The organism is Microbacterium sp. KNMS (assembly GCF_053851835.1).
In genome coordinates this window covers 47,478-71,661 of the sequence record NZ_JBSQBP010000024.1, presented here as the reverse complement: position 1 = coordinate 71,661, position 24,184 = coordinate 47,478, and the positions used below count along the sequence as shown (strand labels likewise).

General features: G+C 71.6%; 24 protein-coding genes and 1 pseudogene. 16 read left to right on the top strand and 9 right to left on the bottom strand.

What is annotated here, in order from left to right:
* Positions 1-90: 90 nt before the first annotated feature.
* Entirely contained in the window at positions 91-603 is a 513-nt protein-coding gene (locus ACWXWW_RS14410; RefSeq protein ID WP_455970510.1) for a GNAT family N-acetyltransferase, read from the bottom strand.
* Between the two features lie 194 nt (positions 604-797).
* On the opposite strand from ACWXWW_RS14410, the gene ACWXWW_RS14405 reads away from it, so the two are divergent.
* From ACWXWW_RS14405 to ACWXWW_RS14380, 6 genes are all read left to right on the top strand, one after another.
* Positions 798-1,742 carry a carbohydrate kinase family protein gene (locus ACWXWW_RS14405; protein ID WP_455970508.1) on the top strand — a complete coding sequence of 315 codons (945 nt, stop codon included), beginning with the start codon at positions 798-800 and terminating at the stop codon, positions 1,740-1,742.
* A gap of 124 nt (positions 1,743-1,866) precedes the next feature.
* Positions 1,867-2,892, top strand: a complete 1,026-nt coding sequence (locus ACWXWW_RS14400; RefSeq protein WP_455970506.1) for a LacI family DNA-binding transcriptional regulator — start codon at positions 1,867-1,869, stop codon at positions 2,890-2,892.
* A 95-nt stretch (positions 2,893-2,987) separates the two neighbouring features.
* A complete protein-coding gene (locus tag ACWXWW_RS14395) occupies positions 2,988-4,313 on the top strand; it encodes an ABC transporter substrate-binding protein (protein WP_455970504.1) in 1,326 nt (441 codons plus the stop codon).
* 49 nt (positions 4,314-4,362) lie between these two features.
* Positions 4,363-5,289: a carbohydrate ABC transporter permease gene (locus ACWXWW_RS14390; protein WP_455970502.1), complete on the top strand. Its 927-nt coding sequence runs from the start codon at positions 4,363-4,365 to the stop codon at positions 5,287-5,289.
* Positions 5,289-6,152, top strand: a complete 864-nt coding sequence (locus ACWXWW_RS14385) for a carbohydrate ABC transporter permease (protein ID WP_455970500.1) — start codon at positions 5,289-5,291, stop codon at positions 6,150-6,152. Before ACWXWW_RS14390 ends, ACWXWW_RS14385 begins: the two co-directional genes overlap by 1 nt.
* A gap of 31 nt (positions 6,153-6,183) precedes the next feature.
* Entirely contained in the window at positions 6,184-7,281 is a 1,098-nt protein-coding gene (locus ACWXWW_RS14380; protein ID WP_455970498.1) for a glycoside hydrolase family 172 protein, read from the top strand.
* A gap of 91 nt (positions 7,282-7,372) precedes the next feature.
* Here ACWXWW_RS14380 and ACWXWW_RS14375 read toward each other — a convergent pair whose 3' ends face one another.
* The 4 genes and pseudogenes from ACWXWW_RS14375 to ACWXWW_RS14360 all read right to left on the bottom strand — a co-directional run bounded on the left by ACWXWW_RS14375 (position 7,373) and on the right by ACWXWW_RS14360 (position 10,785).
* The gene (locus ACWXWW_RS14375) at positions 7,373-7,822 is read right to left on the bottom strand and encodes an FAD-binding protein (RefSeq protein WP_455970496.1); all 450 of its coding nucleotides are present in this window, start codon (positions 7,820-7,822) and stop codon (positions 7,373-7,375) included.
* 28 nt (positions 7,823-7,850) lie between these two features.
* Positions 7,851-7,958 (bottom strand): annotated as a pseudogene (locus tag ACWXWW_RS14370) (transposase); the annotation flags it as partial.
* A gap of 96 nt (positions 7,959-8,054) precedes the next feature.
* The gene (locus tag ACWXWW_RS14365; protein WP_455970494.1) at positions 8,055-9,512 is read right to left on the bottom strand and encodes a phytoene desaturase family protein; all 1,458 of its coding nucleotides are present in this window, start codon (positions 9,510-9,512) and stop codon (positions 8,055-8,057) included.
* 43 nt (positions 9,513-9,555) lie between these two features.
* On the bottom strand, positions 9,556-10,785 hold the full coding sequence (locus ACWXWW_RS14360; protein WP_455970492.1) for an acyl-CoA dehydrogenase family protein: 1,230 nt from the start codon (positions 10,783-10,785) through the stop codon (positions 9,556-9,558).
* Positions 10,786-10,855: 70 nt separating this feature from the next.
* Between ACWXWW_RS14360 and ACWXWW_RS14355 the strand changes: the two genes are divergently transcribed.
* The 3 genes from ACWXWW_RS14355 (at position 10,856) to sucD (ending at position 13,293) form a co-directional block, all read left to right on the top strand.
* A complete protein-coding gene (locus tag ACWXWW_RS14355; RefSeq protein ID WP_271174534.1) occupies positions 10,856-11,008 on the top strand; it encodes a hypothetical protein in 153 nt (50 codons plus the stop codon).
* A 194-nt stretch (positions 11,009-11,202) separates the two neighbouring features.
* Positions 11,203-12,369, top strand: coding sequence for an ADP-forming succinate--CoA ligase subunit beta (sucC, locus tag ACWXWW_RS14350; protein WP_455970490.1), 1,167 nt, complete (start codon positions 11,203-11,205; stop codon positions 12,367-12,369).
* A gap of 21 nt (positions 12,370-12,390) precedes the next feature.
* Positions 12,391-13,293, top strand: coding sequence for a succinate--CoA ligase subunit alpha (gene sucD, locus ACWXWW_RS14345; RefSeq protein WP_271174532.1), 903 nt, complete (start codon positions 12,391-12,393; stop codon positions 13,291-13,293).
* A gap of 155 nt (positions 13,294-13,448) precedes the next feature.
* Here sucD and ligD read toward each other — a convergent pair whose 3' ends face one another.
* Genes ligD through dhaK form a run of 4 tightly spaced genes read right to left on the bottom strand, consistent with a single transcriptional unit; the run spans position 13,449 to position 16,833 of the window.
* A complete protein-coding gene (gene ligD, locus ACWXWW_RS14340; RefSeq protein WP_455970488.1) occupies positions 13,449-14,501 on the bottom strand; it encodes a non-homologous end-joining DNA ligase in 1,053 nt (350 codons plus the stop codon).
* Positions 14,502-14,508: 7 nt separating this feature from the next.
* Positions 14,509-15,213: a dihydroxyacetone kinase phosphoryl donor subunit DhaM gene (dhaM, locus tag ACWXWW_RS14335; RefSeq protein ID WP_421076103.1), complete on the bottom strand. Its 705-nt coding sequence runs from the start codon at positions 15,211-15,213 to the stop codon at positions 14,509-14,511.
* Positions 15,210-15,842, bottom strand: a complete 633-nt coding sequence (gene dhaL, locus ACWXWW_RS14330; RefSeq protein ID WP_282980301.1) for a dihydroxyacetone kinase subunit DhaL — start codon at positions 15,840-15,842, stop codon at positions 15,210-15,212. The genes dhaM and dhaL overlap by 4 nt, the downstream gene beginning before the upstream one ends.
* 4 nt (positions 15,843-15,846) lie before the next feature.
* Entirely contained in the window at positions 15,847-16,833 is a 987-nt protein-coding gene (gene dhaK, locus ACWXWW_RS14325; protein WP_271174528.1) for a dihydroxyacetone kinase subunit DhaK, read from the bottom strand.
* Positions 16,834-17,003: 170 nt separating this feature from the next.
* Here dhaK and ACWXWW_RS14320 point away from each other — a divergent pair, with 170 nt between their 5' ends.
* The 7 genes from ACWXWW_RS14320 (at position 17,004) to ACWXWW_RS14290 (ending at position 24,106) form a co-directional block, all read left to right on the top strand.
* Positions 17,004-17,456 carry a nitroreductase family deazaflavin-dependent oxidoreductase gene (locus ACWXWW_RS14320; RefSeq protein WP_455970486.1) on the top strand — a complete coding sequence of 151 codons (453 nt, stop codon included), beginning with the start codon at positions 17,004-17,006 and terminating at the stop codon, positions 17,454-17,456.
* Between the two features lie 58 nt (positions 17,457-17,514).
* Complete coding sequence (locus tag ACWXWW_RS14315; RefSeq protein WP_455970484.1) at positions 17,515-18,819, top strand: cell division protein PerM; 1,305 nt, start codon at positions 17,515-17,517, stop codon at positions 18,817-18,819.
* A 9-nt stretch (positions 18,820-18,828) separates the two neighbouring features.
* Complete coding sequence (gene purN / locus ACWXWW_RS14310; RefSeq protein WP_271174525.1) at positions 18,829-19,419, top strand: phosphoribosylglycinamide formyltransferase; 591 nt, start codon at positions 18,829-18,831, stop codon at positions 19,417-19,419.
* Positions 19,420-19,450: 31 nt separating this feature from the next.
* Complete coding sequence (purH, locus tag ACWXWW_RS14305; protein ID WP_271174524.1) at positions 19,451-21,058, top strand: bifunctional phosphoribosylaminoimidazolecarboxamide formyltransferase/IMP cyclohydrolase; 1,608 nt, start codon at positions 19,451-19,453, stop codon at positions 21,056-21,058.
* 130 nt (positions 21,059-21,188) lie between these two features.
* Entirely contained in the window at positions 21,189-22,664 is a 1,476-nt protein-coding gene (locus ACWXWW_RS14300; protein ID WP_455970482.1) for an AlkA N-terminal domain-containing protein, read from the top strand.
* Positions 22,661-23,203, top strand: coding sequence for a methylated-DNA--[protein]-cysteine S-methyltransferase (locus tag ACWXWW_RS14295; protein ID WP_455970480.1), 543 nt, complete (start codon positions 22,661-22,663; stop codon positions 23,201-23,203). Before ACWXWW_RS14300 ends, ACWXWW_RS14295 begins: the two co-directional genes overlap by 4 nt.
* A gap of 33 nt (positions 23,204-23,236) precedes the next feature.
* Entirely contained in the window at positions 23,237-24,106 is an 870-nt protein-coding gene (locus ACWXWW_RS14290; RefSeq protein WP_455970478.1) for a sulfurtransferase, read from the top strand.
* The last annotated feature ends 78 nt before the right edge of the window (positions 24,107-24,184 follow it).

Genomic DNA, 24,184 nt, shown 5'->3' with positions numbered 1-24,184 from the left:
GTCCGTGATGACATCTCGCGACACGACTCAAGAATCACCCAAAGGCTCCACACCCACATTCAGCAACACGGCCTAGCTGACGCTCGATAATCACAGGCCCGTGACCTCGCCGCGCACCCGCTTCTCGTACCGCCGGCACGGCACCGTGACGGTGCCGTCCGAGGTCTCCGCCTCGTAGGGGAACTCGCCCGCGTCGTCCCACCCGGCGCGCGCGTAGAACGCACGGGCACGGTCGTTGCCCGCGACCACGGCCAGCCACGCGCGCTCGTGCCCCGCATCCGCGACGACCCGCTCGGCGCGCGCCAGCAGCGCGGCCGCGACGCCCGTGCCGCGTGCCGCCGCGTCGACGTACACCTGCTCGACCTCGTCGCCCACGACCACGACGAAGCCGACGACCTCCGCGTCGCGCTCGGCGACCCACGTGTGCTCGAGCCGCGACGCCACGCGCTCCGGGTAGCTGTCCTCACCCCGGTAGGCGTACAGCTCGCGCGGCACCCGGCCATCGTGCCCGTCGAACCATCCCGTGTACCAGATGCGCGCGATGCGCTCGGCGTCCGTCCGCGCCGCTCGGCGGACCACGGCGCTCTCATCACGTGTCTGCACGATGCCGATCCTGCCAGGCCAAGCGCCGATGACGGTTCGGAGCCCGGTGCTCCCGTCGGATGACGGCGTATGGGCGCCGCGACCGCGACGGATGCTCGCGCGAGCCGCGTTTTCGCTCCGGCCGGTGGATGCCTCTACTGTGCTGAGCGCGACGGGTGCGCGCCCGACGCGCGCTCGACGGTGAGGAGAATCCCATGACCCCCATGAACCGTTCCGGCAGCACCCACGATGTCGTGGTCATCGGCGAGAGCCTGATCGACATTGTCCGGTCCGGCGACGGCTCGCACGCGGAGATCGTCGGCGGCTCGCCCGCGAACGTCGCACTCGGCCTCGGGAGGCTGGGCGGAAGCCCGCAGCTCGTCACGGCCCTCGGCGAGGACGGTCGCGGCCGGCGGATCGCGAGGCACCTGGAAGCGTCGGGCGTGGCCATCCACCCGGGCTCGTGGTCACTCGAACGCACCGCGACGGCGGCCGCGACGGTCGGCCCCGACGGCAGCGCCGCGTACGAGTTCGACATCCCCTGGCAGGTGCCGCAGGACATCCGCTTCGACGGGGCGCACATCGTTCACACAGGGTCCATTGCGGCGTTCGTCGAGCCGGGCGCCGTGACGGTGAGGGATGCGATCGCGCGCGCGGCGACGCACGCCATCGTGACCTTCGACCCGAATATCCGGCCGACTCTCGTGGGAGACCACGGTGCCGCGGTGGAGCAGGTGCTGCGCCTGGCTCGGCACGCGCACGTGGTGAAGCTGAGCGACGAGGACGCCGCGTGGCTCTGGCCCAATAGGGCGCCCGAGCAGGTCGCCGACATGCTGCTGGAGAACGGACCATCCCTCGTGGCGATCACGCTCGGCGGGGAGGGCGCGATCGCCGCCACCCGTTCCGCGCGTGCGGCCGTCGCCGCTCCGGCGGTCGAGGTTGTCGACACGGTGGGTGCCGGCGACACGTTCATGGCGGCCCTGATCCACCGCGTCGCGGCCGACCGGTCGCTCGTCGCGCACCCGAGCGAGGGAGTGCTCGAGCAGGCGCTGGTCTTCGCCACGACCGCCGCCGCCATCACCGTGCAGCGCACCGGAGCCGACCTCCCCGACGCATCCGACGTGAGCGCCGCACTGAGCCGGCGGTTCGGCTCCCGATGAGGGGCTCGCGCACGCGAAGGTAACGGTTCCGCAACGGCATTTTGCGTCAACGCGTTTGACCCTCATAGCGTCGAATCAATCGTTTGACGCATCTGATCAAACGATTGATGCCGAAGGAGTCGTCGTGATCACGTTGAAGGACCTGGCCGCCGCGGTGGGCGTATCCGCCTCTTCGGTGTCGCTGGTGCTCAACGACCGCCACGAGGGTCGCGTCAACGAGCAGACCGCAGCGCGCATCCGGCGCGCGGCTGACGACATGGGCTACATCCCGAATCAGCTTGCCCGCGGACTGAAGACGAAGCGCACGCACACGATCGGCGTACTGAGCGACCGAGTCGCGAGCGTGCCCTTCGCCGGACGGATGCTGGAGGGCGTGCAGGGCGCCGCATGGGAGTCGGGCTACCTGGCGATGATCATCGACACAGCGAACCGCGCCGCACTGCTGGAGCAGTCGTCGCGCTCGTTGCTGCAGCGCGACATCGACGGACTCATCGTTGCCGCCGAGTTCCACCGTGCCGTCGACCTCCCCGTCGTGCCGCCGACGATCCCCACCGTCGTCCTGGATGGCTTCCCAACGGGCGATGGTCTGGCCGACGGGGTCGTCCCCGACGAGCGGGGCGGGGCCTTCGCCGCGACAGCTCATCTGGCCGAGGCAGGTCACCGGCGGATCGCATTCTGCAACGTCGGCGACGATGCTTACGTCGCGTCGGCCCTCCGGCACGCGGGTTACCTCGAGGCACTCGGCGCACACGGCATCGCTTGTGATCCTGACCTGGTCCTCACGCTCGGTGACACGGCCACGGCTTCGGCATACGGGCCAGTGCGCGAACTGCTGGAGCGCCCGGGCCGCCCGACCGCGGTCTTCTGCTTCTCGGATCAGATCGCATTCGCGGTCTACCAGGCCGCCGGCGACCTGGGCCTGCGCATTCCCGAGGACGTGTCCGTCGTGGGGTTCGATGATCAGCGCTTCATCGCCGATGCCCTCCGCCCGGGCCTGACGACCGTCCGGCTGCCCCATCACGACATGGGGGCGTGGGCCGCCAGGCGTGTCATCGACCGCCTCCACGGTGACGTCAGCGGCCCGCACAGCATCGAGACCCTCCCCTGCCCGCTCGTCATGAGGGCATCCGTAGGGCCCCCGCCCGCGTAGAACCTGCCGTCCGCACCCCACACGTCCGGCCGCACACCGTGTGCGCTCGGTGTCCGTCGTGCCCGCGCGCCGGACTGTCTGAGAAGAGGAGAGAAATGAGAGTGACCACGCGCAACACGCTGCGCGCCGTCGTCGGCACCGCCGCCGCGACGGCCGTCGCGATCTCGCTGGCCGGATGCGCCGGCTCCGACGCAGGACAGGGAGGCGACAAGACCTTCACGATCCTGCAGTACGAGAACCCGGAGACGGCCCAGGGGCAGGGCTGGCAGCTCGCCCTTGAGCTCTTCAAGAAGAAGCACCCGGACGTCGAGGTCGACTTCCAGACGACGAGCTTCGACGCCGCACGCCAGAACGCGAAGATCACGCTCACCGGCGGCGACGTGCCCGACGTCATCGAGTTCAACAAGGGCAATGCCGACGGCGGGCAGCTCGCAGCGCAGGGCCTGCTCACCCCGCTGACGGATGTGGCGCAGGAGCGCGGCTGGGACAAGAAGATCACCGGCGCGATGCAGGCCTTCGCCCAGTACGACGAGCAGGGGCTCGCGGGGTCGGGCGACTGGTACGGCGTCCCGAACATCGGCGAGTACGTGATGTTCTACTACAACAAGGAGCTGTTCGCCGAGGCGGGCATCACCGAGGAGCCCACCGACCTCGACGAGTTCGAGGCCGCGATGGACAAGCTCCTCGCCGCGGGCATCACGCCGATCTCCTCCTCCGCCGCGACCAGCCAGGGCTTCAACCAGATGTGGGTCTGGTACTCGCTCGTCTCGGCGGGCGCCGACCGGACCTCGATCGACGACTTCATGTTCCTCCGCGAGCCCGTAGACTTCTCGGCCAGCCCGTGGAGTGACGCCGCGGAGCGGTTCCAGGAGTGGATCGACAAGGGCTACGTCGGCACCGAGCTGGGCGGGCTGAACTTCGAGCAGGCCACCGTGAACTTCCTCAGCGGCGACAAGGCGATGCTGATCTGGAACCAGGGCGAGTTCGCGCGCATCCGCGAGCAGGCCGACTTCGACTGGGGTTACTTCACCCTGCCGGGCGCCAACATGCAGATGGGCTCGAGCGGGCACCTCTGGGGCGTGCCCGCCAACGCCACGAACAAGGAGCTGGCGTACGACTGGATCGACATCACGCTGAGCGAAGAGGTGCAGAACAAGATCGGCCAGCTGGGCGGCCTGCCGTTGGCGGGTGACGCCTCGACGATCGAGGACGAGCTCACGCGTGAGTACACCGAGCGCTTCAACGAGCTGCTCGACGCCGACACCCTGAGCTTCTACCCGGACTACCCGGTGCCCGGATTCCTCGACTTCATCCAGTCGGGGATGCAGGCGATGTCGAACGGCAACATGACCGCCGACGAGTGGACCGCCGAGCTCCAGAAGTTCTACGACGAGGGCCGCGACGTCGCTCTCGCCGGCTGAATCCGTGGGGGCCCGCCCCGCGGGCCCCCACCTCCCCGGAGGACACACCATGGCTGCACGCCTCAGAAGCCCTCGCCGCTCGCTCGAGCACCGCGGCGCCTACTGGCTCTATCTGCTCCCCCTCGCCGCAGGGTTCGTCATCGTCGTCGCGGCCCCGTTCGCGATGAACGTCTACACCAGCCTGTTCCACTGGAAGGGCGGCCAGGCGCCCATGCGGTGGGCCGGGCTGGACAACTACCTCACACTGTTCACCGACGAGACCTTCTGGCGGTCGTTCCAGAACAGCGTGGCGATGATCGTCGCGATCACGGTCATCCCGACGATCATCGGCATCCTCCTCGCAGCGCTGCTGTTCGACTACCTCGGGCGCCGGTTCGGCGACCGAGCCATCGCCGTGCTCCGCGCGACGTACTACCTGCCGCAGATCCTGCCGATCGCCGTCGCCGGCTTCATCTGGTCGACGATCCTGAACACGCAGCAGGGCTCGCTCAGCCTCATGCTGCGCAGCCTCGGCATCCAGGATCCGCCGGACTGGCTCGGCGATCCCGGCATCGCCGTCTACAGCGTCATGCTCATGCTGGTGTGGCTGCAGATCGGCTACCCCGTCGTCATCTTCATGTCGGCGCTGCAGCGCGTCGATCCGGAGCTCTACGAGGCGGCGGAGCTCGACGGCGCCGGCTGGTGGCGGCGGTTCCAGGCGATCACGATCCCTCAGATCCGACCCGAGATCTTCGTCGTGGTGCTCACCGCCACGATCGCCGCGCTGAAGGTCTTCGCGCCGATTCTCATCCTGACCGGCGGCGGCCCGGAGAACTCCACGGTCGTTCCGTCCTACTACGCCTACCGCAGCTTCTTCGAACTCTCTCGCGTCGGCTACGGCTCGACCATCGCCACCGTGATGTCGCTCGTCATCTTCATCGTCGCCGCGGTGATGCTCACCTGGCAGCATCGCGAAACCCGGAAGGAGCCCCGCTGATGTCGGCAACGCTCGCCCCCGCTCCGCGATCGAGCCGCAGAAGGCGGACGCCGCTGAACTGGCTCATGCTGGCGCTCGCCGTGACGGTGGCCGTCCTGATGGCCGCACCCTTCCTGCTGCTCGTGCTGAACGCGTTCAAGACCGGCGCCGACTACAGCACGAACGGCCCCCTGGCGTGGCCGACCACCTTCACGTTCGAGGCGTTCACGAGCTATCTGAGCCGGGTCGACTTCCCTCGCGCCCTGTGGAACTCCGTGCTGAGCTCGACCGTGATCGCCTTCGCCGGCACCGCGCTGGCGCTGCTCGCGTCCTACGCGATCGGGATCGGCCGGATCCGCGCCAACACCGCCATCACAGCGCTGCTGCTCGTCGCGACGATGGTGCCGCACGAGGCCCTGATCTATCCGCTCTTCTACGGAGCGCAGGCGACCGGGCTGCTGAACTCCATCTGGTCGATCGTCGTCGTGTTCATCGTGCTCTGGGCCGCCTACGGCACGTACATCCTCTCGAGCGTGATGTCGACCTTCCCGCGGGAGGTGCTCGAGGCTGCTGCGATCGACGGAGCGGGACGCTGGCGCATCCTGTGGACCGTGGTGTTCCCGATCGTCCGTCCCACCCTCACCGTGCTCGTGGTGTTCACCTTCATCTGGTCGTGGAACGAGTTCTACATCCCGCTGATCCTGCTCGGCGATCCGGCGTCGCAGACGGTGCCCATCGCGCTGTCCACCCTCCGCGGCCAGCACTCCATCGACATCACGGTCGTCAACGCCGGCTCGCTGCTGTCTCTTATCCCGACCCTCGTGTTCTTCCTCATCTTCCAGCGCACGATCAGCCGCGGCGTGACCGCGGGCGCTGTCAAATGACCCTCATCCCACCGAGAACGAAAGAGGCTTCATGCCGATCCAGTGGAACTCCCTCCGCAACGACGGGACGCGCCGCAGTCGCGCCATCAACGCAGAGAACCCGACGGGAGCGCCCGGCTCCGCCGGCACCGCCAGCTCGCACCTCGGCCCTGGCCGGAAGGGCAGCGCGTGGTACGCCCTGCCTGCCGGCGACACCGTGACGCTCGCCCAGATCGACGGGCCCGGGGTGATCCGGCACATCTGGATCACGGTGACCGACAAGACGCCGTCGGGGCCGTTCGTGCTGCGCGACCTCGTCCTGCGGGCGTACTGGGACGGCTCAGAGCACCCCTCCGTCGAGGTGCCCCTGGGCGACTTCTTCTGCAACGGATTCGGCGAGCGCGCCCTCGTCACGTCGGAGCCGATCGTGGTCGCCCCCACGGGAGGCATGAACTCCTACTTCGCGATGCCGTTCCGCACCGGCGCGCGCATCGAGCTGAGCAGCGAGCACGGCGAGGACCTCGGCCACGTGTTCTTCCAGATCGACTACACGACCGGCGACGACTTCGACGAGTGGCCGGGGTACTTCCACGCGCAGTGGCGTCGCAGCAACGGATCCACCGCGCCGGGCGAGGATCACGTCATCCTGGACGGCGTCGAAGGCAGCGGCACCTACGTCGGCACCTACGTCGCCCTCGCGTCGCTGCAGCGCTACTGGTGGGGCGAGGGCGAGGTGAAGTTCTTCGTGGACGGCGACACCGATCTGCCCACGCTGTGCAGCACGGGGCTGGAGGACTACGCCGGCGGCGCATGGGCGTTCCAGGACGCCCTGCGCGCCGACCCGGAGCCGCGTGCGCTCACGTTCTCGGCACCGTACTTCGGATACCCCTTCAGCAGTGCGACGGACACGACGCGAGCGTCGGAGTTCACGACCGCGATGATGCCCATGCACGGCCTGTACCGCTGGCACCTTCCCGACCCGATCTACTTCCAGGAGCGGCTCCGCGTCACGGTTCAGCAGATCGGCACCTGGGACCACGGGCTGTTCGAGCGGTCCGATGACATCTCCACGACGGCGTACTGGTACCAGAGCACGGTCAACCGGGCCTTCGCGCCCCTTCCGGCAGCACGCGAGCGCACCCCCCGCTGACCCGCCCCCCGGCGTGTGCCGAGGCGGGACACGTCCCCCTCGGCACACGCCGTTCACGCGGCGCTGCCGCCCGCCGGCGACGCCGGAGGGTTCACGCGGCGCGGCCGGCGCGGCGGCCGAAGACGGCTCCGGCCGCCAGTCCGGAGCCGCCGGGGTAGTTGCCGCTGAACAGCCCGCCGAGCATCTCGCCACAGGCGAACAGGCCCGGGATCGGCGACCCGTCCGCGCGGAGTACGCGCCCGTCGATGTCGCCGCGCAGGCCACCGAAGGTGAAGGTGATCCCACATGTCACCGGGTAGGCGCAGAACGGCGGCTTCTCCAGCGGAGAGGCCCAGTTCGATTTGGGCGGCTGCACCTCGGCCCTCCGGCCGTCCCGCACCGTCGGATCGAGCGGCATCGATCTGTCGATCGAGGCGTTGAACGCTTCCACCGTCGCCGTGAAGGCCTGCGCCGGCAGCCCGGCCTCCCTCGCGAGTCCCTCCAGCGAGTCCGAGGTGTGGACGCCGATTCCCGGCATGTCGTACTCCTCGGTGCGCAGCATCGGCCGTGTTCCAGCTCCCGAACCGATCGGGCAGGTCTCGCCACGCCGATCCCGTGCGGAACCGCCACGCGGTCGCCTCGACCACTGTGCGCCGATCCACCGGAGGACGGCCCCGTGTCCTCGCCGGCGGGAACACGTCCCGGATCAGCTCCCAGACCTCGTCCGTGATGACATCTCGCGACACGACTCAAGAATCACCCAAAGGCTCCACACCCACATTCAGCAACACGGCCTAGAACAGGTCCTCGAGCTCGACGCGCTCACCCGTCGCATCGGCGATCGCGAGACGCGCGGCGAACCAGCCGGCCATGCCGTGCACGCCCGGGCCGGGCGGGGTCGACGCCGAAGCGAGGTAGACGCCCTTCATCGGGGTGCGCCACGGCGAGGTGGAGAGGACGGGGCGGCCGATCAGCTGCCGGAACGTCACGGCGCCGCCGGCGAAGTCGCCGCCCACGGCCGACGGGTTGTACACGGCGAACTCGGTGGCGGTCGTGGCGCGCGACGCGAGGATGCGGTCGCGGAAGCCGGGTGCGAAGCGCTCGATCTGCCGCGTCACCGTCTCGGTCGCGTCGACGCTCGACCCCGGCGGCACGTGGATGTACGTCCACAGCACGCTCTTGCCCTTCGGAGCGCGCGTGGGGTCCAGGATGGACGGCTGGGCGGCGAGCACGAACGGCCGCTCGGGCACGCGCCCGCGGGCGACGGCGTTCTCGCCCGCCTCGATCTCGGCGCGGGTTCCGCCGATGTGCACGGTGGGGGAGAGGTGCACATCGGGGTGCGCCCACGGCACGGGCCCGTCGAGCGCGAAGTCGACCTTCGAGGCCCCCGGCCCGTACCGGAATCGGCGGATGGCCGCGGCCCAGGAGCCGTGCGCGTCGGGATGCGTGAGCGCGAGACGCGGCGAGGTGTCGAGGACGAGGACGTCGCCGCGCGCCGGGTCGCCCCAGTCGAGCGCGGACAGATCGTCGACCCGGTGACCCGTCTCGATCCGGCCGCCGTGCGCGCGCAGATCCTCCGCGAGAGCGTCGGGGATGGCCTGGGCGCCGCCGACGGGGAATCCCCAGCCCCCGGCATGCGCCTGGGAGGCGAGCAGCAGCCCTGCGGCCGACGCGGCGACCGAGGGCAGAGCGGTGTTCGCGTGCGCGATCACGCCCGTGAGGAGCGCGTGCGCCTCCTCGCTGCGGAACGAGTGCCGGCCGAGCGGTGAGCCGAGCTCGAGTGCCCTGAGCCCGAAGCGCACGAAGGTCACCGGATGGCGCGGCACCCGCAGCATCTGATTGCCGGTCACGTCGGCGACCGCGTCGATGTGGCGCGCGAGCGGGCGGAGCATCGCATTCCACGCCCTGCGGTCGACCCCGAGTCCGTCGGCGGTCCGCGCGATGTCGCGCCAGGCGATCGCGGCGCGGCCGCCGTCGAGCGGATGCGCGTACGACGCGTCGGGGACGAGCCACCCGACCTTCTCGCGCATGCCGAACGCGTCGAAGAAGGGCGAGGTGAACGCGGCCGGATGCACGGCAGAGCACACGTCGTGACGGAACCCCGGGAGCGTGAGCTCGGCCGTGCGGGTTCCGCCGCCGATCCCGGAGTGCGCCTCGATCACGGTGACGTCGAAGCCGGCCCGCGCGAGCGCCACCGCGGCGGAGAGCCCGTTCGGTCCGCTGCCCACCACCGTCGCGCGCCGAGTCGTCATAGGCCCATCCTGCCAGGGGCCCGCGACGGCCGGGCCGCCGAGGTCAGACGAACGCGCTCATCCCGGTGAGGTCGCGGCCGAGCAGCAGCGCCTGGACGCTCTCGGTGCCCTCGTAGGTGTGGATCGCCTCGACGTCGGCGAGATGCTGCATGACGACGTTCTCGAGGAGGATGCCGTTCCCGCCGAGCATGTCGCGAGCCGTCCGGGCGACATCGCGCGCCGTCCGCGTGCAGTGGTACTTCGCGAGCGACGCCTGCGTCGCGCGCATCCCGCCAGCCGCCTCGAGGTCGGCGAGGCGGCGCAGGAACAGCTGCATCGAGGTGAGCTGGGCGAGCATCTGCGTCAGGCGCTCCTGCACCATCTGGAAGCGCGCGAGCGGGCGGCCGAACTGCTCGCGCTGCGTCGCGTACGAGAGGGCGGCCTCGAAGCAGGCCGTCGCGTGCCCGAGCGCCGACCAGGCGACCCCCGAGCGGGTCGCGAAGAGCACCGTCGTCGCGTCCTTGAACGAGTGCGCGCCCGGGAGCACGGCGTCGGCCGGCACCCGCACGTCGTCGAGGCGGATGTGGGCCTGATGGATGGCGCGCAGCGCGACCTTGCCCGCGATGACGTCGGCGGCATAGCCCGGCGCATCCTGCTCCACGAGGAAGCACCGGACCGCGCCATGGTCGGGGTCGCCTTCGTCATCCACGCGCGCCCAGACGAATGTGATGCCGCCCGATGCGCCGTTGCCGATCCACTTCTTGGCGCCGCGCAGCACCCACCCGTCGCCGTCTCGACGCGCGACGGTCTCGAGCGACGTCGAATCCGATCCGTGATCGGGCTCCGTCAGCGCGAAGGAGCCGAGCACCTCGCCCGTCTGCAGCAGCCCGAGCCAGCGCTCCTGCTGCGCCTCGCTGCCGAACAGCGCGAGCGTGCGGAGGGCGAGCCCGCCCTGGACGGCGAGGATCGTTCCGAGCGAGCCGTCGTGCCGAGACATCTCCATGTTGACCAGCCCCGCGGCCAGCGGCGACAGGCGGGGGATGGCCGGATGATCGATGCCGTCCGCGTAGAGGCCGGCGGCTCCCAGCTCAGGCAGGACCTCGAGCGGATACTCCGCGCGCTCCCACGCCTCGCGCATGCGGGGAGCGAGGCGCTGCCCGATCTCGCGCGCGCGGGACCAGACCTCGCGGTCTTCGCCCGAGACATCCGAGAACACCGCGTAGTAGTCGATGTCCAGAACCTTCGCGACGTCGTACGTCGACACCTTCTCGCCGGGGAGGAGCTCCGTTGCCATGGCGACAGGCTAGGCAGGGGCCCCGCCCGGGATCATCTAAGCTGGAGGAAGTCTTCAAAAAGGAGCAGAGATGTTCATCGTCGCTTTGGTTCTCTTCCTCGGCGGGCTGGCGCTGTTCGGCGTCGCCTTCATGGTGCCGGCGTTCCAGGCCCTGGTGTTCGCGGCGGGCATCCTGCTCGTGTGCCTCGCCATGGCCCTGCCCATGCACACCAAGGCGAGGTAGCACCGCCCTACCTCCGCGTGCAGGCGGCTCCGGATGATCCGGGGCCGCCTTCTTCATGCCCGCTCGCGCCGCTCACCGGGAGGCCCGCAGGGAGCGGTCACCGCGCGGTAGTAGGCTTGAGCATCGGTCGAGATCTCTCGACGTCGAGACGTTTCCACGCGTCTTGTCCCGTGGCCCCATCGAAGGAATGCAACGTGGATCTGTACGAGTACCAGGCTCGAGACCTTTTTGAGAAGTACGAGGTGCCGGTGCTCGCCGGCATCGTCGCGGACACCCCCGAGGAGGTGAAGGCGGCAGCCGAGAAGATCGGCGGCGTCGTGGTGGTCAAGGCCCAGGTCAAGACCGGCGGGCGCGGGAAGGCCGGCGGCGTCAAGGTCGCGAAGACCCCGGACGAGGCGTACGAGGCCGCGAAGGCCATCCTCGGCCTCGACATCAAGGGCCACATCGTCAAGCGCGTGATGGTCGCGCAGGGCGCCGACATCGCGCGCGAATTCTACTTCTCGGTCCTCCTCGACCGCGCCAACCGCTCCTACCTGTCGCTCGCGAGCGTCGAGGGCGGCATGGAGATCGAGCAGCTCGCCGTCGAGAAGCCGGAGGCGCTCGCGCGCGTCGAGGTGAACCCGCTGCGCGGCATCGACAAGGAGAAGGCCGGCGAGATCGCCCGCGCGGGCGGCTGGGACGAGGAGCTCGTCGAGAAGGTCGCCGACGTGTTCGTCAAGCTCTACGAGGTCTACAAGACCGAGGGTGCGACGCTCGTCGAGGTGAACCCGCTCGTGCTCACCGGCGCCGGCGACATCGTCGCCCTCGACGGCAAGGTCTCGCTCGACGACAACGCGAGCGAGGTGCGCCACCCCGAGCACGAGGAGCTCGAGGACAAGGAGGCGGCCGACCCGCTCGAGGCGAAGGCCAAGGCGAACGGCCTCAACTACGTCAAGCTCGACGGCCAGGTCGGCATCATCGGCAACGGCGCGGGCCTCGTCATGTCGACGCTCGACGTCGTCGCGTACGCGGGCGAGAAGCACGGCGGCGTGAAGCCCGCCAACTTCCTCGACATCGGCGGCGGCGCGAACGCGCAGGTCATGGCCAACGGCCTCGACGTCATCCTCGGCGACGAGCAGGTCAAGAGCGTCTTCGTCAACGTCTTCGGCGGCATCACGTCGTGCGTCGCCGTGGCGGAGGGCATCGTGAAGGCCCTCGAGATCCTCGGGGACCACGCCACCAAGCCGCTCGTGGTGCGCCTCGACGGCAACCAGGTCGAAGAGGGCCGCGCGATCCTGCAGGGGGCCAACCACCCGCTGGTCACGCTCGCGGCCGGCATGGACGAGGGCGCCGACAAGGCCGCCGAGCTGGCGAACGCCTGAGCCGGGAAAGGGACTAGAGACATGTCGATCTACCTCAACAAGGACTCCAAGGTCATCGTCCAGGGCATCACGGGCGGCGAGGGCACCAAGCACACCGCCCTCATGCTCAAGGCCGGCACGAACATCGTCGGCGGCGTGAACGCCCGCAAGGCAGGCACCACCGTCACGCACGAGAAGCCCGGCGAGGGCGAGGTCGAGCTCCCCGTCTTCGGATCGGTCGCCGAGGCGATCGAGAAGACCGGCGCCGACGTGTCGATCGCGTTCGTGCCGCCCGCGTTCACGAAGGACGCCATGGTCGAGGCCATCGACGCCGAGATCCCCCTCCTCGTCGTGATCACCGAGGGCGTGCCCGTCGGCGACACCGCGGAGGCGTGGGCGTACGCGATCGAGAAGGGCAACAAGACCCGCATCATCGGCCCGAACTGCCCCGGCATCATCACGCCGGGCGAGTCGCTCGTCGGCATCACGCCCGCGAACATCACGGGCAAGGGCCCGATCGGCCTCGTCTCGAAGTCGGGCACGCTGACCTACCAGATGATGTTCGAGCTGCGCGACCTCGGCTTCTCGACGGCCATCGGCATCGGCGGCGACCCCGTCATCGGCACGACGCACATCGACGCCCTCGAGGCGTTCGAGGCCGACCCCGAGACGAAGGCGATCGTCATGATCGGCGAGATCGGCGGCGACGCCGAGGAGCGCGCGGCCGAGTTCATCAAGGCGAACGTCACGAAGCCGGTCGTCGGCTACGTCGCGGGCTTCACCGCCCCCGAGGGCAAGACGATGGGCCACGCGGGCGCGATCGTGTCCGGCTCGGCCGGCACCGCGCAGGCGAAGAAGGAGGCCCTCGAGGCCGCCGGCGTCAAGGTCGGGAAGACCCCGAGCGAGACGGCCGCCCTCATGCGCGAGATCATCGAGTCCCTCTAAGACTCAGCGAGCGCAGCGAGCCGCTCCCGGTCGTTGAGCGATGCTTCGGCTCGGTCGCTGCGCTCCCTCGCTCAGCACGGGTCTCCGCGAGTCGAAACGCAGCGAGTCGAAACGCGAGCCGCCCCCGGGATCATCCCGGGGGCGGCTCGCTGCATTCAGTCGTCGACGCGGTTGCCCTGCGCGTCCCAGTGCTCGGCGACCTTCTTCGAGGGCTGCACGCGCGGCGGCTCGCCGGGCATCTTCGGGAAGTCGGGCGGGAACGGCAGCTCGCCGAGGCCGTCGGCGAGGTCGCGCTCCCACCACTCGAGGAGCGTGTCGATGCGGGCGGGCGCATCGCCGAACGCGGCCCACGGGTCGCCGACCTCCTCGAGGCGCCGGGGCACGGTGCGCACGGTGAGCGCGAGCGGATCGACCTCGTCGAGCTCGTCCCAGGAGAGCGGCGTCGACACGGTCGCCTGCGGGAGCGCCCGCGGGCTGTAGGCGCCCGCCATCGTGCGGTCGCGGTTGGCCTGGTTGAAGTCGATGAAGACGCGCTCCCCGCGCTCCTCCTTCCACCAGCTCATCGTCACGCGCGACGGATGGCGCCGCTCGAGCTCGCGCCCCGCGGCGATCACCGCGTGGCGCACCTCGAGGAACTCCCAGCGAGGCTCGATGGGGCAGAAGAGGTGGATCCCGCGGCTGCCGCTCGTCTTGATCCACGACGTGAGGCCGGCTTCGTCGAGCACCTCGTGCATCGCGTGCGCCGCGAAGACGACGTCGGCGAAGTCGGTGCCGGGCTGCGGGTCGAGGTCGATCCGCAGCTCGACGGGATGGTCGGGGTCGCTCGCGAGAGACGCCCACGGGTGGAACACGACGGTGTTCATCTGCGCGGCCCACACGGCCGACGCCGGCTCGGTGAGGACGAGCTGGGGATGGCGCCTGCCGCTGTTGTACGTCACGGGCACCGACTCGACGTAGGCGGGTGCGCCCTTGGGCGGGTTCTTCGAGAAGAAGCTCTCGCCGTCGACGGACCCGGGGAAGCGCTCGAGCGACACGGGCCGATGGCCGCTGTGGGCGAGGAACGGGCCCGACACCGCGATGAGGTACTCCGCGAGGTCGCGCTTGGTCACCCCGGCCTCGGGCCACACGACGCGCCCCGGGCTCGACAGGCTCACCTCGCGGTCGCCATCCGGTCCGGGGATCGTGAGGGTGACGCGCTCGGAGGCCACGGCGCGCCTACTCGCCGAAGCCCGACGCGACGAGGTCGCGGATGGCCGAGATCGCGCGCTCCGCGTCGGGCCCGTCGGCGGTCACGTCGATCGTGTCGCCCTTGCGGGCGCCGAGCGCCATGAGTCCGACGAGGCTGCGCCCGTCGACGGCGGGCTTCGTGGCGGTGCCGATCCGGACGACCGCGTCGAGGCCGCGCAGGGCGCCCGCGAGCGCGGCCGCCGGCCGCGCATGGAGCCCGATCTCGTTCGTCAGCAGGAACGACTCCGAGCGCCCCGTGGGCTTCTCCTCAGCGGGGACGGACTCGCCCTCCACACCGAGGTGCCGCAGCTTGGCGTCGAGGGCGCGGCGCGCCTCGCGCTCGACCTCGACGAGGTCGCCGCCCGCGCCGGCTCGCGCCACCGCGGCGACGAGGCCCTCCACGAGCGGAGCCGCAGCGAGTCGCACCGGCCCCTCGGCGGCGCCCGCGAGATCGAAGGCGAGCTCGGCGCTGAGGATGGCCGATCCGAGGTCCGTGAAGACGAGGGTGCCGTCGGGCGAGGCGACCGACTCGATCGCCCGCGCGATGAGCGCGGCATCCGTGCCCATCCCGCCCTCCGCCGTTCCGGCCGCGACGGCGATCCGGGGCGCCACAGGGCCGGCCATCTCGCTCGCGAGCGCGACAGCCGCCTCCGCGAGGGCGACGCTGTGCGAGACCACGACGAAGCCGATCATGCCGAGACCTCCTCCGCCGCCGCGGCGAGCGCCTCGAACAGGAGCGCGGTCGAGACCGAACCGGGGTCGAGGTGCCCCGCGCTGCGTTCGCCGAGATAGCTCGCGCGTCCCTTGCGCGCGACGAGCGGCTCGGTCGCGTCGCTTCCCGCTCGCGCGGCTTGCGCGGCCGAGCGTGCGGCGGAGACGAGGTCGGACGCGTCGGCCTCGAACGCGTCGACCGCCGGGGTCATCGCGTCGATCATCGTCTTGTCGCCCGGCTCCGCCTTGCCCCGTGACACGACGCCCTCGAGGCCCGCGCGCAGCGCGGCGGCGAGCGCGGGGCCATCGAGCTCGGCGCCGTCGCCGCCGCTCGCGCCGAAGCGCAGGAAGAAGGTGCCGTACAGCGGGCCGCTCGCACCGCCCACGGTCGAGACGAGCGCCATCCCCACCGCCTTCCCGAACTCGCCGACGGTCGTGGGCGTGGCCGACTCGAGCTTCGCGACGGCCGCCGCGGTGCCGCGCGCCATGTTCGCACCGTGGTCGGCGTCGCCGATCGCGGAGTCGAGCGCCGTCAGCCGCTCCTGCTCGTCCGAGACGCGATCGCGGAAGAGCGCGACCCAGCGTCCGAGCGCTGCGATGTCGAACGCCATCCGATCACCGCCCCCAGCGCAGGCCGGGCGTCTCGACGGGCGCGTCCCACAGACGCAGCATCTCGTCGTCGGCGCGCAGGAGCGTGAGCGAGCATCCCGCCATGTCGAGCGACGTGATGTAGTCGCCCACGAGGGTGCGTGCGACGCGCACGCCCGCCTTCTCGAGCAGCTTCGCGACCTCGCCGTACATGAGGTAGAGCTCGAGAAGCGGGGAGCCGCCCATGCCGTTCAGCATCGCGATCACCGGCCCGCCCGCCGCGTCGAAGTCGTGGAGGATCGGGTCGACGAGCATCTCGGCGATCTCCGGTGCGGGCGCGACCTTCACGCGGCGTCGCCCGGGCTCGCCGTGGATGCCGATGCCGATCTCCATCTCGTCGTCGGGCAGGTCGAACGTGGGCTTGCCCGCCGCGGGCACCGTGCAGCTCGTGAGCGCCATGCCCATCGAGCGTCCCTGCGCCGACACCGCCTCCGCGATCCGCACGACCTCGTCGAGCGGCGCGCCCTCCTCGGCGGCAGCGCCCACGATCTTCTCGAGGAGCACCGTGAGGCCGACCCCACGGCGCCCGGCGGTGTAGAGCGAGTCCTCCACCGCGACGTCATCGTGCACGAGGACCGACGCGACCTCCGCCTCCGCGAGCTCGGCCGCCATCTCGAAGTTCATGACGTCGCCGGTGTAGTTCTTCACGATGTGCAGCACGCCCGCGCCGCGATCGACCGCGCTCGTGGCCGCCAGCACCTGGTCGGGGGTGGGGGAGGTGAACACCTCGCCCGCGCACGCCGCGTCGAGCATCCCGTAGCCGACGTAGCCGCCGTGCAGCGGCTCATGTCCTGATCCGCCACCCGAGACGAGCGCCACCTTGCCCGCGTCCTTGGGCGTCGCGCGGAGGACGACCCGGTTCTCGTGGTCCACGCGGAGCTGCGGCAGGGCCGCCTCCATGCCGACCAGGGCATCTGTGACGACCGCCGCGGTGTCGCCGATCAGCTTCTTCATCGCCTGCTCCTCCGAGCCCATCCGGACATCCCTGCTCCCTCGCGTCGATGCCAGCGCCAGCCGTGTACGCCTCACTATCGGCAGGACGATCGCGGGGTGTCAAGGGGAGGGGACGGATGTGCATGCGGATGGCCGGAGCCGATGGCCCGACGGGATCGTAGGCTCGGAGCATGCCGCTTCAGGGAGAGTACGCACCGAGCACATCCGAATGGGCACGTCAGCAGGCCGAGGCCTACGAGGCGTCGAACGGCGCCGAGGCCTCCGTCCTGCCGGGCACGTCCTGGCCGATCGTCGTCGTGACGAACGTCGGCGCCCGCAGCGGGAAGCTGCACAAGACGGCCCTCATGCGCGTCGAGCACAAGGGCGTCTACGCGCTCGTCGCCTCGAAGGGCGGGGCGCCGAAGCCGCCCGCGTGGTACTTCAACATCGCCGCGCACCCGCACGTCGAGCTGCAGGACGGCGCCGTGAAGCGCGACTACCTCGCGCGCGAGCTCGACGTCGACAGCGACGAGTACGCCCAGTGGTGGGAGCGCGCCGTCGCGGCGTACCCGCCGTACGCCGAGTACCAGGAGCGCACGGAGCGCCGGATCGCGGTCTTCGTCCTCGAGCCGATCGCGGCGTAGGGCGGCCCCGGCGCGGGTCCGGGGATCTCCCGGGGCCCGCGGGTAGGGTCGTGACGCCATGCATCGGATCCTCATCGCCCTGCTCGCCGCGTTCGACGCGCTCGTGGCGGCGCTGGTCGGCCTCGCCGTCGTCCTCGCGCCGCTGACGCTCCTGTGGACGTTCACGTTCGGCCTGACGGCCGACTGGGCCGGCCTGTGGCCGACGACGGCGCGGATCTGGCAGCTCGGCAACCTCGTCCCGCTGTCGCTCGGATTCGACGAGGACGCCGTCGTCGCGCTCGGCCTGCCCGACGAGGCGTCCTCCTTCACGCTGACCCTCGCTCCGCTCGCGTTCGCGGTCTTCGCGGCGTTCTTCGCGGCCCGATCCGGCCGGCGCGCGGTCCGCTCGGGCGCCGGAGCGGTGGGCGTCCTCGCGGGCATCGCGATGACCGCGATCATCGCGGTGGTCGTCCTCGCGACCTCGGGGAGCGAGCTCGCACGCGTCGAGGCCTGGCAGGCTGTGCTCCTGCCGACCGCCGTCTACGCGGTCGGGGCGGTCGCCGGCGCGTGGGCCGAGGGCTGGAGCGAGGGCGACGGCGGCCTCGCGGACCTCGTGCACGAGCGGGTCGACGGATGGTCGTCGAAGTGGCGCGAGGTCCCCACGCTCGCGGTGCGCGGCGGCGCCGTCGCCCTCGCTGCCGTCGTCGGCGCGGCCGCGCTCGCGGTCGTCGTCGCCGTGCTCGTCCGCGCGGACGCCGTCGTCGCCCTCTTCGAGCAGGCGCAGGTCGACGCGCTCGGCGCGACCGCCGTCGCGCTCGCGCAGGTCGCGTACCTGCCGACGCTCATCGGCTGGGGGGTGTCCTGGATCGCGGGGCCGGGCTTCGCGGTCGGCGCGGCGACCACGGTCTCGCCGGCCGGCACGCAGCTCGGCGTCGTGCCCGGCATCCCGATGCTCGGCCTCCTCCCTGAGCAGGGCTCGGGATGGCTGCTGCTCGTCGCGCTCCTGCCCGTCGCGGCGGGCGCGCTGGCCGGGTGGCACGTGCGCTCGGCGCTCGCGGCGGAGTGGGAGATCGAACGCCCCGAGGACGACGACCATCCCTCACCGCACGAGCCCGTGTCGCCTCGCGTCGTGCTCGCGATCGCGATCGCCGTCATCGCGGGAGCCGGGGCGGCCGGCATCGCGGCCCTCTCATCGGGATCCATCGGCCCGGGTCGGCTCGCGACCGTCGGCCCCGATCCCGGTCCCGTCGCCCTCGCGGTGGGCCTCGAGGTGCTCGTCGGCGCGGCCATCCTGCTCCTCTCGCCCCGCCCGCACGGGCATGCCGCCGCGACAGCGGACGGGGCGGCCGCGCTCGCCGACGGGGACGAACTCGCGCGCCGGTAGACTGGCCGCGTGCTCTCGGTCGCCGTCCTCATCTCTGGCACCGGTTCGAATCTCCGCGCCCTCCTCGAAGCCGCGAGCGAACCCGGATTCCCCGCTCGGATCGTCGCCGTCGGCGCCGACCGCGACGCGGCGGGCCTCGCCCACGCCGAGGAGTTCGGCATCCCGACCTTCACGGTCCCGTATCGCGACCATCCGTCGCGCGAGGCCTGGGGCGCCGCGCTGGCCGAGGAGCTGCGCCGCATCGGCGCGGATCTCATCGTGCTGAGCGGCCTCATGCGCCTGCTGCCCTCCGCGCTCGTCGACGAGTTCGCGCCGCGCATGATCAACACGCACCCCGCCTTCCTCCCCGAGTTCCCGGGCGCGCACGGCGTGCGCGACGCGCTCGCCGCGGGCGTCGAGGAGACCGGGGCGAGCGTCATCATCGTCGACAACGGCGTGGACAGCGGGCCGATCCTCGCGCAGGAGCGCGTGCCCGTGCTCCCGGGCGACGACGAGGCCGCGCTGCACGAGCGCATCAAGCCCGTCGAGCGCCGCCTGCTCATCGACGTCGTCCGCGGGATCGCCGCGGGCGAGATCGATCTCGAGAACCCCTCGCGCTGACCCGAACCCCGAACCCCGACAAGGAGTCCTCATGGCCGGCCCCCGCCACGACCACTCGCTCTACCGCGACCGCGATGTCGTCCCGATCCGGCGCGCGCTCGTGTCGGTCAGCGACAAGACCGATCTCCTGAAGCTCGCCGAGGCGCTCGCGGCCGCGGGCGTCGAGATCGTCTCGACGGGCTCGACCGCGTCGACCATCCGCGACGCGGGCTTCGACGTGACCGACGTCGCGAGCGTGACGGGCTTCCCCGAGTCGCTCGACGGACGCGTGAAGACGCTGCACCCGGGCGTGCACGCGGGCCTCCTCGCCGACCTCCGCCTCGAGCACCACGAGCAGCAGCTCGGCGATCTCGGCATCTCGCCGTTCGAGCTCGTCGTGGTGAACCTCTACCCGTTCGTGGAGACCGTCCGCTCGGGCGCCGCGGGCGACGACGTCGTCGAGCAGATCGACATCGGAGGGCCCGCGATGGTCCGCGCGTCGGCGAAGAACTTCGCGAACGTCGCGATCGTCGTCTCGCCGGAGTCGTACCCGGCGATCATCGACGCGGTCGCCGCGGGCGGCACGACGCTCGGACAGCGCCGGGAGCTCGCGGCGCGCGCCTTCGCGCACACCGCCGGCTACGACGCCGCCGTGGCGGCATGGTTCGCCGAGGGCACGCTCGGCGAGGGCGCCGACCTGCCGGAGCACCTCACGATCAAGGCCGAGAAGCTCGGCGACCTGCGCTACGGCGAGAACTCCCACCAGCGCGCCGCCATCTACTCGCGCGTGGACGGCCACGGGATCGCGCAGGCGACGCAGCTCCAGGGCAAGGAGATGTCGTACAACAACTACGTCGACGCCGATGCCGCCCTCCGCGCCGCGTACGACTACGTGAACCCCGCGGTCGCGATCATCAAGCACGCGAACCCGTGCGGCATCGCGCTGTCGGCGCCGAACGCGCTCGACCCGATCGCGAGCGCCCACCTGCGCGCGCACGAGTGCGACCCGCTCTCGGCGTTCGGCGGCGTCATCGCCGCGAACCGACCGGTCACGCTCAAGATGGCCGAGAACCTCCGCGACATCTTCACGGAGGTCATCGTCGCCCCCGACTTCGAGCCCGCCGCGCTCGAGGTGTTCAAGACGAAGAAGAACCTGCGCCTCCTCAAGCTGCCCGCCGACTGGCGCCAGGAGACGATGGACGTGCGCCTCGTCTCGGGTGGCCTGCTCCTGCAGGACTCCGACCGGTTCCCCGACGACATCCAGTCCGTCGCGCAGAGCTGGCAGCTCGTGTCGGGCGAGCGCCCGTCCGACGAGGAGATGAGCGACTTCATCTTCGCGTGGAAGACGTGCCGCGCCGTGAAGTCGAACGCGATCGTGCTCGCCAAGGACGCCGCGACGGTCGGCGTGGGCATGGGCCAGGTCAACCGGGTGGACTCGTGCAAGCTCGCCGTCGAGCGCGCGGGCGGGCGCGCGGCGGGATCGATCGCCGCGTCGGACGCGTTCTTCCCGTTCTCGGACGGACCCGAGGTGCTCATCAACGCCGGTGTGCGCGCGATCATCCAGCCCGGAGGCTCGGTGCGCGACGACGAGACGATCGAGCTCGCCCGCGCCAACGGCGTGACGATGTTCTTCACCGGCGAGCGTCACTTCTTCCACTGACACGCGGCTTCCGGCCCTAGCGAGCCGACCTCGGCACCATCCCGAGGTCGGCTCGCGCCGTTCTCGCCGTCCCCACCGCCGTGTCCGAAAACCGCCAGCCCGCGCCCTCGGAGCGTGACAGGCTGTAGCCATGACGACGAGCATGACCTTCGACGAGCGGTACCGCGCGATCTCGTCGCGCGACACCCGCTTCGACGGCCAGTTCGTCACCGCCGTCCGCTCGACCGGGATCTACTGCCGGCCGAGCTGCCCCGCGCGGACGCCGAAGCCGGCGAACGTCACCTTCTTCGCGACGAGCGCCGCCGCGCACGAGGCCGGCTACCGCGCGTGCAAGCGCTGCCTCCCGGAGGCGGCGCCCGGATCGCCGGACTGGAATCTGCGGGGCGACGTCGTCGCCCGCGCGATGCGCCTCATCGCCGACGGGGTCGTCGAGCGCGAGGGCGTCACGGGCCTCGCGGGGCGGCTCGGGTACTCGTCGCGCCACCTGTCGCGGCTGCTCGCCGACGAGCTGGGCGCCGGCCCGCTCGCGCTCGCACGCGCCCAGCGCGCCCACACCGCGCGGCTGCTGCTCGTCGGCACCGATCTGCCGGCCGCCGACGTCGCCTTCTCCGCGGGGTTCGCGAGCGTGCGCCAGTTCAACGAGACCGTGCGCGAGGTGTTCGGGCTGACGCCGACCGAGCTGCGCGCGACGCGGCGCGGTCGCACGGCCTCGGCCGGCATCTCGCTCGCCCTGCCGGTCCGCGAGCCCTTCGACCACGCCGGGCTGTTCGCCTGGATGTCCGTGCGCGCGCTCCCCGGCGTCGAGGCCGGCGACGGGGCGTCGTTCGCGCGCACCGTGCGCCTGCCCGCCGGGGCCGGATGGTTCCGGCTGCGCCTCGACGGTCGTCTGCGGCTCGACGCGCAGCTGCAGAGCCTCGCGGACCTCGCGACGCTCGTCGCGCGCGTGCGGCGTCTGTTCGACCTCGACGCGGACCCGCTCGCGATCGACGCGGCGCTCGGCGCGCACCCCGAGCTCGCGGGGCTCGTGGCGGCGACCCCGGGCATCCGCCTGCCCGGCGCCGCCGACCCGCACGAGATGCTCATCCGCGCGATGATCGGCCAGCAGATCTCCGTGTCGGCCGCGCGCACCCATCTCACGCGTCTCGTCGAGGCGCTCGGCGAGGACGTCGAGATCGCGGGGGAGCGGCGGCGTCTCTTCCCGCGGATGGCGACGATCGCGGAGCGCGGAGCCGACGTGCTCCGCGGCCCCGCGGCCCGCATCCGCGCGATCACCGAGGCGGCTGCCGCGCTCGCGTCGGGCGACCTCGCCCTCAGCGCGGGCGATGACGCCCACGCCCAGCGGGAGCGCCTCCTCGCGCTGCGGGGCGTGGGGGAGTGGACGGCCGACTACGTGCGGATGCGCGTGCTCGCCGACTCCGACATCATCCTGCCCGGCGACGTCGCGCTCCGCGCGGGTGCGGCCGCCGCGGGACTGCCCGCCGCACCGCGCGAGCTCGTCGCGTGGGCGGCGCGCGTCGCGCCCTGGCGCTCCTACCTCTCGATGCACCTGTGGCGCGCGGCCCTCGCCACGCAGCCCGCCCGATCCCGCAAGGAGACCCCGTCATGACCGCTCGCCTCCAGACCGTCGCGACGCCCGACGGCCCGTTCACCCTGATCGCCGACGCCGACGGCGCCGTGCTCGGCTCGGGCTGGACGGCGGACGCCTCGCTCGTGCTCGCGCGCATCCACCCGCGCCTGCGTCCCGCCGAGCTGCGCGAGGAGCCCACCGCGGCAGGCGACGCCGTCGCCGCGTACTACGAGGGCGACCTCGCGGCCATCCGCGCGGTGGCCGTGCGGCAGCAGGGCACCGTGCTCCAGCAGGCGGGCTGGGCGGCGCTGCGCGACATCGCGCCCGGGGAGCCGCTCACGTACACGGGCTTCGCCGCGGCGCTCGGCTCGCCGCGCGCCGTGCGGGCCGCCGCGTCGATCTGCGCGCGCAACGCCCCCGCGCTGTTCGTCCCGTGTCACCGGGTGCTCCGCGGCGACGGCTCCCTGGGCGGCTTCGCGTGGGGCGTCGACGTCAAGCGGTCACTCCTCGCGCGCGAGCGCGCGGGCGCGGCTGCGGGCGCACCCGCAGCCGATGTCGAAGCGTTACCCGTGCCGTGACGGGCGTCGGGGGCGCCGCGTAGCGTGGCGGTCATGGGCTCCGAGATCCTCATCACCCCCGACGAGCTGGCCGAGCTGACCGCGCGCGACGAGCGCGTCCGCATCCTCGATGTGCGCTGGCGCCTCGACCGGCCGGACGGTCGCCCCGAGTACCTCGAGGGGCACATCCCCGGCGCGGTCTACGTCGATCTCGAGAGCGAGCTGTCGGGGAACGGGGCGGCGTCGGACGGACGCCACCCTCTGCCCGACACCCCCGCACTCGAGCGGGCCGCCCGACGCTGGGGGCTGGACGACGGCGACACGGTCGTCGTGTACGACGATCTCAAGTCGCTGTCCGCTGCGCGTGCGTGGTGGCTGCTGACCGACGCGGGCGTGCAGGACGTGCGGATCCTCGACGGCGCCCTGCGCGGGTGGGTCGCGTCGGGTCACGCGCTCGAGCGCGGCGACGTCGTGCCCGCTCCCGGCTCGATCACGCTCACGGCGGGGCGGCTGCCGCAGCTCTCGATCGATGCGGCCGCCGTGCTCGCGCGCGATGGCGTGCTCATCGACGTGCGCGCGCCCGAGCGCTACCGGGGCGAGGTCGAGCCGATCGATCCGCGCGCGGGGCACGTGCCGGGCGCGCGGAACCTGTTCGCGGGCGACACGGTCGGCGAGAGCGGGCGTCTCCTGCCTCCCGACGCACTGCGCGCGCGGTTCGAGGCCGTCGGCGCGCGGCCTGATCAGCCCGTCGGCGTGTACTGCGGCTCGGGGGTCACGGCCTCGCACGCCTTCGTCGCGCTCACGGTCGCGGGCTTCGCGCCGCGCCTCTTCGCGGGGTCCTGGAGTGCATGGAGCAACACCGCGCGCCCCGTCGCGATCGGTTCCGATCGATTTGGCGGGGAAGACGCGAAATCCCTTTCCTGAAGGCCGAGGTGTGGATAGGCTGAAAGGCTGACCCCCGCTCGGGTGGTCGGAAAGCCATCTCCCGGCCCGCTCTCCCGC

Excerpts from the sequence above, each read along its gene's own strand:
- ACWXWW_RS14405 (WP_455970508.1), top strand. The coding sequence starts at position 798 with ATGACCCCCATGAACCGTTCCGGCAGCACCCACGATGTCGTGGTCATC.
- ACWXWW_RS14395 (WP_455970504.1), top strand. The coding sequence starts at position 2,988 with ATGAGAGTGACCACGCGCAACACGCTGCGCGCCGTCGTCGGCACCGCC.
- ACWXWW_RS14390 (WP_455970502.1), top strand. The coding sequence starts at position 4,363 with ATGGCTGCACGCCTCAGAAGCCCTCGCCGCTCGCTCGAGCACCGCGGC.
- ACWXWW_RS14385 (WP_455970500.1), top strand. The coding sequence starts at position 5,289 with ATGTCGGCAACGCTCGCCCCCGCTCCGCGATCGAGCCGCAGAAGGCGG.
- ACWXWW_RS14380 (WP_455970498.1), top strand. The coding sequence starts at position 6,184 with ATGCCGATCCAGTGGAACTCCCTCCGCAACGACGGGACGCGCCGCAGT.
- ACWXWW_RS14375 (WP_455970496.1), bottom strand. The coding sequence starts at position 7,822 with ATGCTGCGCACCGAGGAGTACGACATGCCGGGAATCGGCGTCCACACC.
- ACWXWW_RS14365 (WP_455970494.1), bottom strand. The coding sequence starts at position 9,512 with ATGACGACTCGGCGCGCGACGGTGGTGGGCAGCGGACCGAACGGGCTC.
- ACWXWW_RS14360 (WP_455970492.1), bottom strand. The coding sequence starts at position 10,785 with ATGGCAACGGAGCTCCTCCCCGGCGAGAAGGTGTCGACGTACGACGTC.
- ACWXWW_RS14355 (WP_271174534.1), top strand. The coding sequence starts at position 10,856 with ATGTTCATCGTCGCTTTGGTTCTCTTCCTCGGCGGGCTGGCGCTGTTC.
- sucD (WP_271174532.1), top strand. The coding sequence starts at position 12,391 with ATGTCGATCTACCTCAACAAGGACTCCAAGGTCATCGTCCAGGGCATC.
- dhaM (WP_421076103.1), bottom strand. The coding sequence starts at position 15,213 with ATGATCGGCTTCGTCGTGGTCTCGCACAGCGTCGCCCTCGCGGAGGCG.
- dhaL (WP_282980301.1), bottom strand. The coding sequence starts at position 15,842 with ATGGCGTTCGACATCGCAGCGCTCGGACGCTGGGTCGCGCTCTTCCGC.
- dhaK (WP_271174528.1), bottom strand. The coding sequence starts at position 16,833 with ATGAAGAAGCTGATCGGCGACACCGCGGCGGTCGTCACAGATGCCCTG.
- ACWXWW_RS14320 (WP_455970486.1), top strand. The coding sequence starts at position 17,004 with ATGCCGCTTCAGGGAGAGTACGCACCGAGCACATCCGAATGGGCACGT.
- ACWXWW_RS14315 (WP_455970484.1), top strand. The coding sequence starts at position 17,515 with ATGCATCGGATCCTCATCGCCCTGCTCGCCGCGTTCGACGCGCTCGTG.
- purH (WP_271174524.1), top strand. The coding sequence starts at position 19,451 with ATGGCCGGCCCCCGCCACGACCACTCGCTCTACCGCGACCGCGATGTC.
- ACWXWW_RS14300 (WP_455970482.1), top strand. The coding sequence starts at position 21,189 with ATGACGACGAGCATGACCTTCGACGAGCGGTACCGCGCGATCTCGTCG.
- ACWXWW_RS14295 (WP_455970480.1), top strand. The coding sequence starts at position 22,661 with ATGACCGCTCGCCTCCAGACCGTCGCGACGCCCGACGGCCCGTTCACC.
- ACWXWW_RS14290 (WP_455970478.1), top strand. The coding sequence starts at position 23,237 with ATGGGCTCCGAGATCCTCATCACCCCCGACGAGCTGGCCGAGCTGACC.